Raw genomic sequence first — 15,264 nt, 5'->3', positions numbered from 1 at the left:
CTGCTTTTGTAGTCCGCACTAGCCCGATGTCGAAATGTGCGTCCCACTTGCGTTGGCTGGATTGATACCGATGTCAGCCTTACAACGGAACGGGATTGAACTTATTAGAGTTGCCTATCGGACGAGGCGCTGCACCGATTTTTGAAGTTAAGTGATTTAAGTCCCATGTCTCCAAAACCGTTTTTTGCACATATTTGCCCTATACTTTGCCACACCAGATCACACGACCCGAAACATGCACGTGACCTCGAGTAAAACTGTGATTCGCTTACTCTGTACAACCTTAGATTACCAGCCTAAATCGTGATGATACCCTTGCGTGTTGAAGGGTTGTTTAGTTCCGAACAATCGATTGAAAATTAGACAATTGTTCACCTAGGAAATTTTAAGAAAAATGTATAAATTTCAAAAGCTTAAAGGGGGGTATATCGATTAATTTGAAGGCAAAGCCCACGTCGTACGCGTAAATTTCTTTGGCGGACGCGTGCCATGGGTTAATCTCTTCCACTAGGGGAACTTTCAATCGCAAACGGTATTTTAGTCAGAAGGTTGTTGGTATTGTGTTTTATTTTAGGCAATTAGAAATCATTTCTCCGGATGCTCTCCGGTTCTTAATCCATAGCTCTAGCAATTAGGCGTAAAATGTCATGACTGTAAGATTTGAAAGCACTTTCGTTTCCAAAGGTATAGGTCCAGACAAAGGCCTTGTCGTTAGGTCTTTTGAAGGCCGGGTTGGATTTTATCAACATTTTTTCAAGCGAGTTTTCGACGTGCTGCTCGTCGGTCTGTCGCTGCCCATCGTTGTACCGCTAATAGCACTTTTCGCATTGGCTGTGGCTCTGGACGGACGCAAACCGTTTTATCGGCAGTCGAGGATCGGCAAGGATGGCCGCATCTTCTTCATGATGAAGCTGCGCACCATGGTCCCAGACGCGGATGCGACGCTTGAGGCTTACCTGGCTTCAAACCCGGATGCGCGCTTAGAGTGGGACATCAAGCAGAAGCTGACGCACGATCCTCGGATCACCCGTATCGGCCATGCTCTTCGCAAAAGCTCTATGGACGAACTTCCGCAGCTTTGGAACGTGCTCAAGGGAGATATGTCGTTGGTCGGACCCCGTCCGATGATGACAGGCCAAGATCAGCTTTATCCGAGAATGGACATGTATACGCGTATGCGTCCTGGCATTACCGGACTGTGGCAAGTGTCGGATCGGAACCATTGTACTTTCGCAGATCGCGCGAAGTTCGACCTTTCATATCTCGACGAGATGTCGTTCAAAACAGACATCCACCTGCTGATGCGTACCGTCGGTGTTGTGTTCCGTGCGACCGGATGCTGAACTAGACTGAGGGTGCTGTCAGAAAAGGGACCACGCCAGACACAAAAGAAGAGACGGGAAACCTTATATGCTCAAGCGCATGATGTCCCTCGGGGCGGTGGTGGCATTGTCCCTTTATCTCGCAGCTTGCGACTCGGCCGAAAAGCGGGCTGAAAAGCATTTTGAGAAAGGGCTGGCCCTTCTGGAAGAAGGGGATATCGACCGAGCGCTTGTCGAGTTCCGAAACGTCTTCAAACTCAACGAGACGCATACTGGCGCGCAGCTTGCCTATGCCGAAGCGCAGGAGCGTCGAGGCCATTTCGAAGAAGCCTATGCACAGTACCTCCGTCTGATCGAACAGGACCCCGAGCATCTTGCCAGTCGTCGTGCGCTGGCCCGCTTGGCAACAGAGCTTCGCGATTGGGATGAAGCGGCGCGTCATCTCGCGATTGCCGAAAGGCTTGCTCCGTCCGATCCGCTGCTTCTCTCGCTGCGCGTAGGTCTCGATTACCGTAGTGCTCTGCTCGCAGAAAACCGCACAGAGACCGCTGCTTCGGTCGATCGCGCGGGTGCTTTGCTGGCCAGTGATCCAACACTGACAATTGCGCGCCAGGTCCTGATCGACGACCTGATCCGAAATCGAGACTGGAATGCGGCCCTGACTGCAATCGACAATGGCCTGGAGCAGGTAGACAACTTCGAGCTTTTCCGGCAACGCCTGGGCGTGCTTGAAGAGCTTGGGCGCGAGAGCGACGTAATCGCCCAACTGGAGGACATGGTCGCGCGGTATCCCGACCAAGGCCTGCATAGGGTTCTCATCGCTCGCCACATCTCTCAGGGCCGGATTAACGCCGCCGAAGCTTATCTTCGGTATCGCCTCGAGAAAGCGGGGACGGCGGACGTGCACGACACGACGACCGATCTTATCGCCTTCCTGAGGACATATGTCGGTCCGTCAGCAGCGATCGAAGAAATCGACAGGCTTCTTCAGGATCCGCCACTGGAGCCGCGGATGCTGCAGGCTGCGCGAGCGGAACTGGCTTTTGAAACCGGCAAGCATTCGGCAGCCATAACCGGAATGCAGAAAATCCTACAAAGTGCCGATCCATCTGACAGGACCAGCAGCATCAAGGTCACGCTGGCGGAAATGCACTTTGTAACAGGTGCCATCGATAGCGCTAAAACGCTTGTGGAGGAGGTGCTGGCTGATGATCCGGGTCAAATCGATGCACTCAAAATCAAGGCCGAGTGGCTGATTGAGGAAGACCGTCCCGCCGAGGCGATCATTCAGCTCCGCACGGCCCTGGATTTCGCACCGCGCGACGCTGACACCATGTCTCTCATGGCCGCCGCATATGAACGCGCCGGCGATGCGGACCTCATGGGTAACATGCTATCTCTCGCCGCCGAAGCGTCGCTGTTCTCCCCCGAAGAGAGCTTGCGCTATGCGCGGTATCTTTTGGGCAGCGACAAACTTTTGGCCGCCGAGGAGGTGTTGTTGTCTGCCCTTCGTATGCGGCCGGGACATCTGTACCTTCTCGCCTCACTGGGGGACCTTTACGTGCGCAAGGAGGATTGGGCTCGAAGCGCGCATGTCATCTCGACACTTGAAAAACAAGAAGGCGATACAGCACAGAACTTTGCCCACGAGCTGACTGTAAGAAACCTCGCCGCGCGCAACCGGGCCCAAGAACTCGAAGATTTTCTGCTGGGGCTTGCGGAAGACGGCGCGACGCTCAGGACAGCGCCCGCGATCATACGTCTGCGACTGACCGAAGGCGACGCTGCTGGCGCGGTGCGATACGCAAATGACCTTCTAGCAAAGGATCCTGACAACCCGACCCTGAAATATCTGCGTGCTGCCAGTCTGATCGAAAGCGGGCAATTGGATGAAGCGATCACCGCACTCGAAGGGATCCTTGCGGACATTCCCGAGGCCGAGGCGGTCTGGCTTACGCTGTACAAGCTTCACCGCCGACACGGTGACACCGATGCTGCGTCATCTGTGCTGGCCCGGTCGCTAGAGGCGCTTCCTGCAAGCACCAAGCTCAACTGGGCCGCCGCTGGAGAAGCCGAGGAGCAAGGCGATGTCGACCGGGCGATCGCTATCTACAAAGATCTTTATTCAGCCGACAGCACGTCCGTAGTGATCGCCAACAACCTTGCAAGCCTCTTGGCCAACTACCACAGCGACAGGGTGAGTCTGGAACGTGCCTTTGCTATCGCGCGCCGATTGCGCGGCACGGAGGTACCTCAGTTTCAGGATACGTATGGATGGATCTCCCATCAGCTTGGCAACGACGCTGAGGCACTTGAGTATCTTGAAGACGCAGCCGGAACTTTGGTTTCAGATCCGGAGGTGCAGTACCATTTGGCCGAGGTCTACTTGTCCCTTGGGCAAATGAAAAAGGCTCTTCACCAGTACGGGATAGCATCCGAGCTTTTGCGGGATGAACAACGCAGCCGACCTTTCACAGAAAACCTCGAAGCACAGCTTGAACGGCTGAAAATGGAACTCAACTGACGACACTGCTTAGCGTGCAAGCGGACAACGCAACATAAGACAAATTTCGCGCTTTTTGCCCACTGACCTTACCCCAATGCGTGCTACAGGTTGGATCAATTGCATCGTCGGCCTGCGTTACATCGGGACGATGCTTTGCGGCGCGGGGAAACAAGCAGAATTCCCTTACATCAGGTTGTCTGGTCGTCGACCCGCGCACTGGGCGCATTGGATTCCACAGACGCGTCTATATTTTCGCTTGCCGAAGCGCTGGTATAGGATTGGCTGGTTCCAATGACCTGGCCGCTGCCGGCCTTGAGATTGAACATCGGCTTTCCGGCAGAAATGATTTTACATTCGTAGCGCTCGTCCACGGGCCCAGGCCATCGCTATGCTTGCCTGTAGGGAGAGATTTGAGTTTTGCGACTGTGAATGCATTAGATTTTGCCATGATAATATCCTCCGTTTTATATACGTTCTGGCTTCGCACTTCACGGGTCATTCCGGGACGTACTGAGATCTTAGGTTTTCCGACTAAAGGAAGATTTATTCCGGTGATACGCAGTTCAAACGTATGACAAAGCGAGGACACCCCTCCGGCGGGAGTATTTCGGGAACCGTGAAACCGTTTTCGGCTTCACTGTTAGGACAACACTCCGGGGTGCTCGAGGGGCTGGCCCCTCGACGAAAAATAGAGCGCGGCGCAGCCGCACCTTTGGATCAGGCTTTTTCTTCCAGTTCGCGCAGGTATTCGGCGCCGCGATCGGCCAGCGGGCCGGTGCCGTCTTTCCAGCGGCGATGGATCCAGAACCATTGTTCCATGTTGTCGCGCACGGCGGCTTCCAGCCGGGCATTGAATTCGCGGGTCATGGTGACCGGGTCGGAATGGGCGATGGGCGTCTCGGTGTGGATGGTGAAGTTGAGACCGTCGGGGTCGCGCAGGCCCCAGACCGGGACCAACAGCGCGTCGAATTTCAGCGCCATCTCGGCGGTGGCGAGCGACGTGAGCGCAGGTTTGCCGAAGAAGTCGAGCGGCACGCCGTCATGGGCGTTGAGGTCGTTGAGGATCGCCAGCACGCCGCCGGAGCGCAGGTGCTTGACCATCTGCATCATGCCTTTGCGGCCTTGTTCGAACATCGGCTCTGACAGGGCGGCCATGGCCTGCACGTAATGCGAGTTGAACGGGCGGTTGGCCATGGGGCGATAGAAGACGCCCATGTTGAAGCCCTGTTCCATCATCGCCATGCGGGCGGCGTTGAAGCTGCCGAAATGCCCGGTCACGAAGATGACCGGGCGGCCGGCGTCGCGGGCGGCGCGCACGTCCGGCAGGCCGGGGCCCACCACTGGCGACTTGCGGGCATGGTCGGGAAACTCTGGTGAGTAGAGTTCCATCATGTTGCGCCCGGCATTGTCGGGCACGCGGCGGGCCAGTGCCTCGACTTCCGCTTGCGACAGGTCGGGGCGGACGAGGGCGAGGTTTTCACGGACGCGTTTGCGGTAGCCCGCGAGGGGCGCCAGCACGCGGGTGGTCAGCCAGGCCGCGACGGGGATGCGCCAGCGGTAGGGCAGCAGGCGGGCCATGCGGATGGGGGCGACGAGGACCGCGCCGGTCAGGCGTTCGCCAAGGGGGATCGTTTCGGGCTCGGGGCTCATGGGCAGGGGATACGCCGGGGGCGGAGCTGCCTCAAGTGTTTTCAGGCGCGAGGGGCAGGCCGGTGCCGATCATGGAGTCGCGGGTGACCAGCTTGGCCAGCGCGGCCTCGTCCATGCCGTCGGTGTCGACGGGCCGAGCGGGCAGGACGATGTAGCGCATGTCGGCGGTGCTGTCGTGGACGCGGATGCGCGTGGTTTCGGGCAGGTCCAGGCCGAATTCTCGCAGCACGGCGCGGGGTTCTCGGACCGCGCGCGAGCGGTAGGCGCGGGTCTTGTACCAGTCGGGCGGCAGGCCCAAGAGGTTGCGTGGATAGCACGAGCAGAGCGTGCAGACGATCATGTTGTGGGTGTCGGCGGTGTTCTCGACCGCCACCAGGTGCAGCGGCCCGATGTCGAAACCCATGTCGCGGGTGGCGTCGCCGGCGTTTTCCATCAGCCGCGCCTTGAAGTCCGGGTCGGTCCAGGCGCGCGCCACCACAGCGGCGCCGTTGGCAGGGGATCGGGCATCCATCCTGTCGATCTGGGTGGCGATCTCGGCCTGGGTGAGGTGGCCCTTTTCGATCAGGAGTTCGCGCACGGCGATTTCCATGCGTTGGAAATAGGTGAGAGGCGCATCGTTGTCCTGCCGGTAAGGGTGGCCCGAGGGCGAGAGGTGATCGTGGTGGTCGTGGGGCATGTCAGGCCTCTTCCAGCCAGTGGTCGTAGATCTCGGCGTCCAGCGTGTCGGCGGGGTTTTCCGCCGCGTCGCCCCAGAGTTCGGCCATGGTGAAACGGACGCGGTAGAGGATTTTCTGGGACGCGGGCAGGCCATAGGCCAGTTGCTCGGGGTTTCTGAAAGGCCCCAGGACGCGTTCGATCTCGCCCGTTTTGCCGCGCAGGTAGAAGGGCGCGCGGATATGGCCCGGGGGGGTCATCGCCTTGACGCGGACCTTCGTGCCCGAGGGTGTCATGCCTGCGCCTCGCCATAGGTGGCGCCGCGCTTGGCGATGTCTTCCATGCGCTGGCCTAGTTCCTCGAGGCTGTAGACGCCCGCCTCGATGAGGTTCTGGTTGGTGGCGGCGATCCAGCGGTCGTAATAGGAATATTTCTCGAACGCGTCTTCGCCCATGTCCTCAAGCGCGCGCCTGAGCCCGTCGACGGTGAAGAGGCCCTTGGCGCCGCAGAGCACCATCAAGGCGTCGACGCGTTTTTCCCACAGGGCGAAATCGTGACCTTCCATCGGGATGGGTCCGGCGGATTGGCCGCCCATGTCGTGCCAGCGGTGTTCGGGTGTGTCGGTCATGGGGGGAGCGTAGGACAGCCCGACGGGGTGTGTCCATGGGGGTCGGTGGCGGAGCGTGGGTTTTCACCCACCCTACGCGATGAAGCCTTCGCCGTTGCAGAGCCCGCAGCGGGTGGTCTTGCGTCCGAAGCAGCCGTCGCAGCGGTCGTGGACGGGTTTGCCGAAGCGGTCCAGTCGCCGGTGGGTGGTGCCTTGGCCGAAGCAGACCTGGCAGGGGGCCTGGCCCGAGCCGGTGCAACGGTGACAGCGGCGCATCTGCGCGTGCGCGTGGGACGGTCTGTTGAATCCGACTGACATCGTATCGCCTTTCGCCCCCGGCGCAGGTGCGTATCATGCGTTTTGGGCGATTTTTAGGCAGTGCGCGGGAGGCGCGCGGGGTCAGGCGCGAGGCGTGTCGTCCTTCGGCCTGCCGGTGTAGAGCAAGAGACCCACGCCGATGACCATGACGATGGCGACAAAGAGCGCGGGCGAGCCGATGCAGCCTTCGGCGGCCGCGGCGATGCGCTGACCGCCGGTGGGGTCGTAGATCGTGAAGGCCGAGACGAGGAGGCTCCAGCCGACAAAGACTGCCAGTGCGCCCCATGCGCTGCGGAAGCGCAGGACGAGGGCGGAGGCGAAGAGCAGGACCAGCGCGGCGGGCGAGCCGAAGAGCAGGATCGCCTCTTCCCACGCCGGGACGGGCGCGCCGTCCCAATCGGGGCGGACCTTGGCGCAAACGTCCTGTGCGCGGGCGGAGGCGGGCAGGACCAGGAGCGCGGACAGGATCAGTCCTCTTCGAAGGGGTCCCATTCTTCGTCCACTTCGGGCAGCGCGTCGGCCTGGGCCTCGGCGGCGATATCCTCGGGCGTGCGGATGTCGTCGATGCGCGCCTCGGGGAAGGCGGCGAAAACGGCCATGACCAGCGGGTGTTCGCGAGCCTGCTGTTCCAGTGCGTTGCGGGCGGCGTCGCGGATTTCGGCGATAGTTTCGGCCCCGCCGTCGTTGACCACCGAAACGGCCCAGCGGTTACCGGTCCAGGTTTGCAGTCGCGTGCCGAGGCGTTGGGCGAGGTCGGTGGGTGCGTTGTCGGTCGGGACGAATTCGATGCGGCCCGGCTGGTAGGCGGCGAGGCGCACGCAGGTTTCGACCTCGACCAGCAGTTTCACGTCGCGGTGGGCGCGGATGAGTTCGACCACGTGGTCGAAGGTGGGGTAATGCGCCAGGGCGGCCTCGGCCTGGGTGGCGAGCGCGGTGACGCCGCTGCCATGGCCGCCGCCGGACGTTTGCGTCGGGGCATATCCGCCGGACTGGCCGGGCTGGGGCGCGGGCGCGCCGAGGGATGCGCCGTTGCCGCCGGAGGGCGGCGTGGGCGCGGGGCCGGAGGGAGGCCCGGATGGAGGATTGTCGCGCAGGCGGCGCACGAGATCCTCGGGGGTGGGCAGGTCGGCCACGTGGGTGAGGCGGATGATCGCCATCTCGGCCGCCATCATGGAATTGGGGGCCGCCGCGACCTCTTCCAGCGCCTTCAGCAGCATCTGCCACATGCGGGTCAGCACGCGCATCGGCAGCGCCTCGGCCATCTGGCCGCCGCGGGTGCGCTCGTCGGGGCCGATGGTGGGGTCCTCGGCGGCCTCCGGCGTAATCTTGACCACGCTGACCCAGTGGGTGACCTCGGCCAGATCGCGCAGGACCGCCATCGGGTCGGCGCCTTCGGCGTATTGCGAGGAGAGCTCAGTCAGGGCGCCCGCGGCGTCGCCCTTCATCACGAGGTCGAAGAGATCCATGACGCGGCCCCGGTCGGCGAGGCCCAGCATGGCGCGGACCTGTTCGGCGGTGGTCTCTCCGGCGCCGTGGGAAATGGCCTGGTCCAGCAGCGAGGTGGCATCGCGTGCGGAGCCTTCGGCGGCGCGGGTGATGAGGGCGAGCGCATCCTCGGCGATCTGGGCGTTTTCGGCGGTGGCGATGCGGCGCAGGAGGTCCAGCATCACCTCGGGTTCGATCCGGCGCAGGTCGAAACGCTGGCAGCGCGAGAGGACCGTCACCGGCACCTTGCGGATCTCGGTGGTGGCGAAGATGAACTTCACATGCGCGGGGGGTTCCTCGAGCGTCTTCAGAAGCGCGTTGAACGCGCCCGTGGACAGCATGTGAACCTCGTCGATGATGTAGACCTTGTAGCGGGCCGAGGCGGCGCGGTAGTGCACGCTTTCGATGATTTCGCGGATGTTGCCGACGCCGGTATTCGAGGCCGCGTCCATTTCTAGCACGTCCACGTGCCGGCCTTCCATGATGGCCTTGCAATGCTCGCACTGGCCGCAGGGATCGGTGGTGGGACCGCCATTGCCGTCGGGGCCGATGCAGTTCATGCCCTTGGCGATGATCCGGGCGGTGGTGGTTTTCCCGGTGCCGCGGATGCCGGTCATGATGAAGGCCTGCGCGATGCGGTCGGCCTCGAACGCGTTCTTGAGCGTGCGCACCATGGCGTCCTGGCCCACGAGATCGGCAAAGGTCTCGGGGCGGTATTTCCGGGCCAGAACCTGATAGCCTTTGTCTTGGGTCTCGCTCATGCCACGCCTTATGGGATTCGGGGTTTCCGGGCAGAGTAGAGGCGTGGCGCGCCGGGGTCCAGACGGGGTGTTAGTGTCAGAGGTGCCAGAGGATTGCGCCGACGGCCAGGGTGGCGAGTGTCATCAGGCTGGCCAGAAGGGTGAAATTTTTCGTCGGCATGGGGGCCGCGTCGTAATTTTCCATGCTGCGGATGGTCTTCCGGGCCTGGTTGCGGGCGGCCCAGAAGACCACGATGGCGATGCCGAGAAAGACCGATGCGACGGCCTTGGCGGCCCAGGTGGGCTCGAAATCGCCGAAGACGGCTTTCAAACCGATGGCGACGCCCACGGCACCGAGGCCCGTGCCCATCCAGCTGTTGAAGGTGCGCTCGTTGGCCAGGATCGTGCGGTCGGAGGCCCAGTCGGTGCGGTTCTCGGCCCACCTGGTTTTCTTGTCCTGTTCGCCGTGGTCGGCGTCGTCCTGTGGCATCCCCGGCTCCTTGCGGAATTTTCGTTCATATTCAGTATATCCGAAGGAACGAAAACCGGGCTATGTTGGTTGCGGAACATCGTCCTTGGGGGGACATCATGCGGTTGAAGGGCTTTCGGCGCAGCCGGAATGTGGAGGATCGGCGGGGCATGGGCGGCGGCGGGCTGCGCCTTGGCGGTGTCGGCCTGCTGATCGTGCTGGCGATCGGGTATTTCACCGGGATCGACATCACGCCGCTTCTGGAAGGCGCGGGCGGACAGCAGACCGCCCCGCGTGAGATAAGCGCCGAGGACGAGGCGGCGGCCGAATTCACCTCGCGCGTGCTGGCGACCACCGAGGAAGTGTGGACAGGTGTGTTCGAGGCGCAGCTTGGCGAGACCTACGTGCCGCCGGTGCTGGTGATTTATTCGGGCGTGACGCAAAGCCCTTGTGGCGGGGCGTCGGGGGCAACGGGGCCGTTTTACTGTCCGGCGGATCGCAAGGCGTACCTGGACACCGAGTTTTTCGGCACGCTGTCGCGGGAGCTGGGCGCGAAGGGGGATTTCGCGGCGGCTTACGTGATTGCCCACGAAGTGGCGCACCATGTGCAGAACGAGCTGGGCATCCTGCCGCAGGTCAGCCGCGCGCGGCAGCAGGCCAGCCAGGTGGAGGCCAACCAGCTGACCGTGCGGCTGGAATTGCAGGCCGATTGCCTGTCGGGGGTCTGGGCGCGGTCGGTCGAGGGGCTGCTGGAGCCGGGCGATATCGAGGAGGCGCTGAACGCGGCGCGGCGGATCGGGGACGATCATCTGCAGAAGCGCGCGGGGCGGGTGCCGCAGCCGCATACGTTCACCCATGGCACGTCCGAACAGCGCGCGCGCTGGTTTGCCACCGGCTACGAGAGCGGCGACCTGCGCTCTTGCGACACGTTCGCGGCGGATCGTCTCTGAGGGCCGGGCGGGCATGTCGCAATTCGTCATATACGCGTTGCCGGTGGCCGAGGGCATTCTTGGCATCGCCCCGATGCCGGGACGGGGCGGGCATTGGGACGACGACCTGCAACACCTGGCCGACTGGAAGCCCGCGCTGGTGCTGTCGATGACCACGGTGTCGGAGCAGGTCAGTCACGGCCTGACGGAAATGGGTGCCGAGATCCAGGACAAGGGTACGCGGTGGATCCACCTGCCGGTCGAGGATATGGGGGTGCCCGGGCCGGAACGGATCGAGGATTGGCACGTCGCCAGCAAGACCGCGCTGGCCGCCCTGCAAGGCGGGGGGCGCGTGCTGATCCATTGTTTCGGCGGCTGCGGGCGGTCGGGCATGGCCGCGCTGCGCCTGATGGTCGAGGCCGGCGAGGACGCGGATGCAGCCCTGGAGCGGCTGCGCGCGGTGCGGCCTTGCGCGGTCGAAACCGACGATCAGCTGCGCTGGGCGCGCGCCGGCTGAGGCGGGCGCAATTTTTTTGTGAAAAAATTTGGGGCGGAAAATTTGGAGTTTTCCGGCGCAGAATTTTTGGAAAAATTCTGTTGCGGTCAACGGAGGTCGTGCGGGATTGGTTTGGGGTGGGCCTTACGGGGATGCGAGGCATCCCCTTTCGGCCTTCGCAAACCGCGCTGTGTCCGGTTCACGTAGGTGAGAGGCTGGACAACGACCCAAGCGGGGCTCGTTACGGCTGCTTCCTTCCGGACCTGACCGGGTTGGCGAGGCGCCTGCCCGCGCCAACCTCTCGACCGGGTATCTAGGGTTTCCGGCGGAGATTCGCAAGGTCTGCCAATGCGGCAAGAGGAATCGCGAGCTGCAGAAAGCCTGTGGTGTCCACGCCCAGATCGCGCGCGCGAAGGGCCGCCAGATCCTCGGGGTGATTGCGCACGCCGGGGCCGGTTTCCAGCAGAAGGGTCGCATCCCGCGGGTCGTCGATATGCCAGCCTCCGGGGTCGGGCAAGGTGCTGTGGCTGCCGTTTTCCCGCAGGTGCGCGGTGAGGTGATCGCGCACGGTCCGCGACCCCTGATGCACTATGATGTCTGGCGTGGCGGCGGGATAGGGGCCGCCACCGAAGGCGCGGAAGTTGTTGGTGGCCACGCAAAAGTGCGCATCCCGTGACAGCGGTGCGCCGTCATGCACGAGGTCGCGGATGCGCCGGGCGCCGGGGTTCGCCAGCTTCCCGCGGGGGTCGTAGCGTGGCGGCTGCGACAGGTCGATGCGATAGCCGAGGTTCGAGATCGTATCGAGCGCATGGCTGGCAAAGGCCGGGTTCCAGAGCGGTTGCGGTGTATCCCGCTGACCAGGCAGGATCTGATAAAAGCAGGAGGCGGCGCGTTCGAGCCAGTCGGCCACCTGGGCCCCGGTCAGAAGCAGGCCGACCAGCGTGTTGGGAAACGGATAGAGCTCGGCCATGTGGCCCTGGTTCAGCGGGCCGGGGGGTATGTCGATGAAGTCGGTGGGCCCGCCATGGCCGCCGGATTTGAAGCAGGGTGTCGCGGCCAGCACCGGCAGATGCGCGTACCGGGTTCCCGCAAGCGCGGCGGAGAGCGCGGCGGTCTTGGCCTCGAGCACGGGGCGGAGCGCGTTGCAGGGTCGCACGCGGGAGAAATAGCTGTGGATCGGTTGCGCGGTATGACTGACGGGTCGGGATGTGACATCGAGCGTGGCCAGGTGCGCCGGGCGCAGGATGGCCGAAACATCCGGATCCGCGGCGGCCGGGGCGGTGCCGTCGGGCGGCGCGACCGGGCGCGCGCGGCAGTGAAAGGCCTGGACGGACCAGCCCGCCGTCGCGTCCTCCTGGACCAGGCAAAGATCGAGTACGCCGAGATGCGAGCCGCGGAAGCCCGCCATGACCGTCGGAACCCCGGCCAGGGTCCCGTTGTCGTGATCGACGTCAGGCATCGGCGGGTCGGCTGCCCACGGGTCGGGGAAGACCTGGTGACTGTGCCCGGTCAGAATCGCGTCGATCCCCAGCACCTTCGCCAGTGCGAGGGCGGCGTGTTCCGCGGCAGGGTCGGCGCTCGCGGGTGCGGGTGTCGCGGGGCCGATGCCTGTATGGGCCAGCACGATCACGATGTCGGCGCCGGCCTCGCGCAGGCGGGGCACTTCGGTCATCGCCGTCTCGACGATGCCGCGTGTGGTAACGCGGCCCGCAAGGTGCTGGTGGTCCCATGTGGTGATCTGCGGCGGCAGCAGGCCGAGCACGCCGATGTGCAGCTTATGCTGTTCGCCACGACTGTCGCGCAGCACTGTGGGCAGGATTATCGAGGGCGGACGCAGCGGCGTCGCGGCCGTCCCGGCCCGTAGCGCGTTGGCGCAGAGCACCGGGAACGTGGCCTGGGACAAGGCGCGGTCCAGCCAGTCGAGTCCGAAGTTGAATTCGTGATTGCCAAGGGCGGCGGCGTCGTAGCCCAGCCGGTTCATCGCCGCGATGACCGGGTGGGGGCCGGACCAGGCGCTGTCGGGGCCGGTGCCGATATCGCTGAGCGCGGAGCCCTGCAGGAAATCGCCGTTGTCGAAGAGCAGGCTGTTGGCGGCCTCGGATCGGGCCTGGGCGATCAGCGTGGCGGTGCGTGCAAGTCCGTAGTGCGGCACCTCGGTATCGCGGTGGTAATCGTATGGTGCGAGATGGGCGTGCACATCCGTGGTTTCCAGCACCCGCAGCCAGATGTGCCGGTCCGGTAGGGGATGTTTTTCAGTAGCAGGCGCGTAAGGCCAAGCAGGGTCGGGCGCGTCGTAACTCATGTGCGTCGTAGAACTGTTAACGAGCCGGGCGATCTTCCGGCCTTTTATCAGAGTGACACAGACCCCGGGGGCACGGCAATCGCCTTTCGGTTGATGTCATTTATTTAGGATCGCGCGATGATTGGGCGTCCTGAGGATGAGCGGGAGCCGCGGGGCCGGCTGTGGCGGGTGCCGCTTGCCGTTGGCAGGGGGCTGTGGCAGGTCTGCGGCAAAAGGAGATGCAGATGCGCCATGCCGAGACGGTGACATTTGGCGGCTCGACGCTGGACCGTGCTGCCGAGCTGCGGCGGCGGCCGGAAGAAATTGCGCAGGCGCCGCGCGACATTGTGCTGCTGTGGCAGGGCAAGCCGCTGGTCGAGGCGCCGGGGCTGGACCGGCTGGTGCGGGTGCCGGTGGATCATCCGGTGCTGGCGCAGACCGCGCCCGAGGCCGTGCTTCTGGGCCGGCAGGAGGATGGGCGCTTGATCGAGGCGCGCGAGCTGGTGGGCTGGATGCCCGAGGACGTGGACCCCGCGCAGATGAACAGCTTTGTCGACACGTCCGAGCAGCGGCATCCGCTGATGGATGACGCGCAGGTCTTTGCCGAGCTGCGCCGCGTGATGACCCGGCTGAGCCCGCGCGACGCCGAACTGGCCGCCACCGCCAAGGCGGTGCTGCACTGGCATGTCAGCCACCGTTTCTGCGCGCGCTGCGGGGCGCAGAGCGAGGCGGTCCAGGCCGGGTGGCAACGCGCCTGCGCGTCCTGTGGCGCCCAGCATTTCCCGCGCACCGATCCGGTGGTGATCATGCTGATCACCCATGGCAACAGCGTGCTGATGGGCCGTTCGCCGCATTGGCCGACGGGCATGTTCTCGCTTCTGGCGGGGTTCGTGGAGCCGGGCGAGACGATCGAGGCGGCGGTGCGGCGGGAGGTCTGGGAAGAAGCCGGCGTTAAGGTGGGCGCGGTCGCGTACCTGGCAAGCCAGCCCTGGGCCTTTCCGGCATCATTGATGTTCGGCTGTCGCGGCGTGGCGCTGAGCCGAGAGATCACCATCGACCCGGTCGAGATCGAGCAGGCCATGTGGGTCAGCCGGGAAGAGATGATGCAGGCCTTTGCCGGAACGCATCCTGTCCTCAGTCCGGCGCGAAAAGGTGCGATTGCGCAATTTTTGCTGCGCAACTGGCTGGCGGATACGCTATAACGCCGGTAATCGACAGTTATCCAGAGCCCAGCCCGGCGCGAAAGACCGGGCGGGACAAGACAAGAAGAGGCGCAGTGATGAAATTCGTGGCCCATGAAGACGTAGAAGCCCCGATCGAGTTCGTGTTCGAGCAGGTGACCGATTTCGCCGCGATCGAGCGGTCGGCGTTGCGGCGCGGGGCGGAGGTGCAGCGCGTCGACGACCTGAATGAGACGCGGCCGGGGATGAAATGGGACGCGGCCTTTACCCTGCGGGGCAAGCGGCGCGAGATGCAGCTGGAGCTGACCGAGCTGGACCGGCCCAACGGCCTGGTCATCGCGTCGCGGTCGCCCAACATGGGCGGCAAGATGGTGCTGGACCTGGTGGCGCTGTCGCGGTCGCGCACGCGGATCAGCGTGGTGATCGACATGACGCCCAAGACGCTGGCGGCGAAACTGCTGGTGCAGTCGATGAAGCTGGCGAAGGGCAACCTGAACAAGCGGTTCCGCCTGCGCGTGGCGGGTTATGCCAAGGAGCTGGAGGACCGCTACAAGACCGTCGCCTGAGTGTCTTGGGCTGAACGCAAAACGGGCCGCCGATAGGGGCGACCCGTTTTTCCGGTGTCA

Annotated in this window: 16 protein-coding genes and 1 other RNA gene; 6 read left to right on the top strand and 11 right to left on the bottom strand. The window is 63.5% G+C overall.

Annotation, left to right across the window (positions count from 1 at the left end):
• Positions 1-647 precede the first annotated feature (647 nt).
• The gene (locus tag XM53_RS14460; RefSeq protein WP_057794501.1) at positions 648-1,343 is read left to right on the top strand and encodes a sugar transferase; all 696 of its coding nucleotides are present in this window, start codon (positions 648-650) and stop codon (positions 1,341-1,343) included.
• 67 nt (positions 1,344-1,410) lie between these two features.
• Positions 1,411-3,846, top strand: a complete 2,436-nt coding sequence (locus tag XM53_RS14450) for a tetratricopeptide repeat protein (RefSeq protein WP_082631030.1) — start codon at positions 1,411-1,413, stop codon at positions 3,844-3,846.
• A gap of 170 nt (positions 3,847-4,016) precedes the next feature.
• Here XM53_RS14450 and XM53_RS22550 read toward each other — a convergent pair whose 3' ends face one another.
• The 9 genes from XM53_RS22550 to XM53_RS14410 all read right to left on the bottom strand — a co-directional run bounded on the left by XM53_RS22550 (position 4,017) and on the right by XM53_RS14410 (position 9,772).
• Positions 4,017-4,199, bottom strand: coding sequence for a YegP family protein (locus XM53_RS22550; RefSeq protein WP_236544511.1), 183 nt, complete (start codon positions 4,197-4,199; stop codon positions 4,017-4,019).
• A 346-nt stretch (positions 4,200-4,545) separates the two neighbouring features.
• The gene (locus XM53_RS14445) at positions 4,546-5,478 is read right to left on the bottom strand and encodes a lysophospholipid acyltransferase family protein (RefSeq protein WP_057794495.1); all 933 of its coding nucleotides are present in this window, start codon (positions 5,476-5,478) and stop codon (positions 4,546-4,548) included.
• Positions 5,479-5,509: 31 nt separating this feature from the next.
• A complete protein-coding gene (gene nthA, locus XM53_RS14440; protein ID WP_057794493.1) occupies positions 5,510-6,154 on the bottom strand; it encodes a nitrile hydratase subunit alpha in 645 nt (214 codons plus the stop codon).
• A gap of 1 nt (position 6,155) precedes the next feature.
• The gene (locus tag XM53_RS23940) at positions 6,156-6,428 is read right to left on the bottom strand and encodes an SH3-like domain-containing protein (RefSeq protein WP_057794492.1); all 273 of its coding nucleotides are present in this window, start codon (positions 6,426-6,428) and stop codon (positions 6,156-6,158) included.
• The gene (locus XM53_RS23935; RefSeq protein WP_408006072.1) at positions 6,425-6,760 is read right to left on the bottom strand and encodes a ScnB-like protein; all 336 of its coding nucleotides are present in this window, start codon (positions 6,758-6,760) and stop codon (positions 6,425-6,427) included. The genes XM53_RS23940 and XM53_RS23935 overlap by 4 nt, the downstream gene beginning before the upstream one ends.
• Before the next feature lie 72 nt (positions 6,761-6,832).
• Complete coding sequence (locus XM53_RS14425) at positions 6,833-7,057, bottom strand: hypothetical protein (protein ID WP_144435546.1); 225 nt, start codon at positions 7,055-7,057, stop codon at positions 6,833-6,835.
• A gap of 81 nt (positions 7,058-7,138) precedes the next feature.
• Positions 7,139-7,549 carry a hypothetical protein gene (locus tag XM53_RS14420; RefSeq protein ID WP_057794490.1) on the bottom strand — a complete coding sequence of 137 codons (411 nt, stop codon included), beginning with the start codon at positions 7,547-7,549 and terminating at the stop codon, positions 7,139-7,141.
• On the bottom strand, positions 7,525-9,303 hold the full coding sequence (locus XM53_RS14415) for a DNA polymerase III subunit gamma/tau (RefSeq protein ID WP_057794489.1): 1,779 nt from the start codon (positions 9,301-9,303) through the stop codon (positions 7,525-7,527). The genes XM53_RS14420 and XM53_RS14415 overlap by 25 nt, the downstream gene beginning before the upstream one ends.
• A 76-nt stretch (positions 9,304-9,379) precedes the next feature.
• Positions 9,380-9,772: a YidH family protein gene (locus tag XM53_RS14410; RefSeq protein ID WP_057794488.1), complete on the bottom strand. Its 393-nt coding sequence runs from the start codon at positions 9,770-9,772 to the stop codon at positions 9,380-9,382.
• Between the two features lie 98 nt (positions 9,773-9,870).
• Here XM53_RS14410 and ypfJ point away from each other — a divergent pair, with 98 nt between their 5' ends.
• Positions 9,871-10,701: a KPN_02809 family neutral zinc metallopeptidase gene (gene ypfJ, locus XM53_RS14405; protein WP_057794576.1), complete on the top strand. Its 831-nt coding sequence runs from the start codon at positions 9,871-9,873 to the stop codon at positions 10,699-10,701.
• A 13-nt stretch (positions 10,702-10,714) separates the two neighbouring features.
• Positions 10,715-11,197 (top strand): protein-tyrosine phosphatase family protein, encoded by a 483-nt coding sequence (locus tag XM53_RS14400; protein ID WP_057794487.1) that lies wholly within the window; start codon positions 10,715-10,717, stop codon positions 11,195-11,197.
• A 185-nt stretch (positions 11,198-11,382) separates the two neighbouring features.
• Here XM53_RS14400 and ffs read toward each other — a convergent pair.
• Positions 11,383-11,479: signal recognition particle sRNA small type (gene ffs, locus XM53_RS22545), an RNA gene on the bottom strand.
• Between the two features lie 10 nt (positions 11,480-11,489).
• Positions 11,490-13,478 (bottom strand): bifunctional 2',3'-cyclic-nucleotide 2'-phosphodiesterase/3'-nucleotidase, encoded by a 1,989-nt coding sequence (locus XM53_RS14395; RefSeq protein ID WP_082631028.1) that lies wholly within the window; start codon positions 13,476-13,478, stop codon positions 11,490-11,492.
• A gap of 224 nt (positions 13,479-13,702) precedes the next feature.
• On the opposite strand from XM53_RS14395, the gene nudC reads away from it, so the two are divergent.
• Both nudC and XM53_RS14385 read left to right on the top strand, forming a co-directional pair.
• Entirely contained in the window at positions 13,703-14,659 is a 957-nt protein-coding gene (gene nudC, locus XM53_RS14390) for an NAD(+) diphosphatase (protein WP_057794485.1), read from the top strand.
• A 77-nt stretch (positions 14,660-14,736) separates the two neighbouring features.
• Positions 14,737-15,204 carry an SRPBCC family protein gene (locus XM53_RS14385; protein ID WP_057794483.1) on the top strand — a complete coding sequence of 156 codons (468 nt, stop codon included), beginning with the start codon at positions 14,737-14,739 and terminating at the stop codon, positions 15,202-15,204.
• Positions 15,205-15,264: the final 60 nt, after the last annotated feature.

The sequence above is a fragment of the Roseovarius atlanticus genome, from assembly GCF_001441615.1.
Lineage (GTDB): Bacteria > Pseudomonadota > Alphaproteobacteria > Rhodobacterales > Rhodobacteraceae > Roseovarius > Roseovarius atlanticus.
Note: the sequence above shows the minus strand (reverse complement) of the source record. Positions and strands in the feature narration are given on the sequence as shown.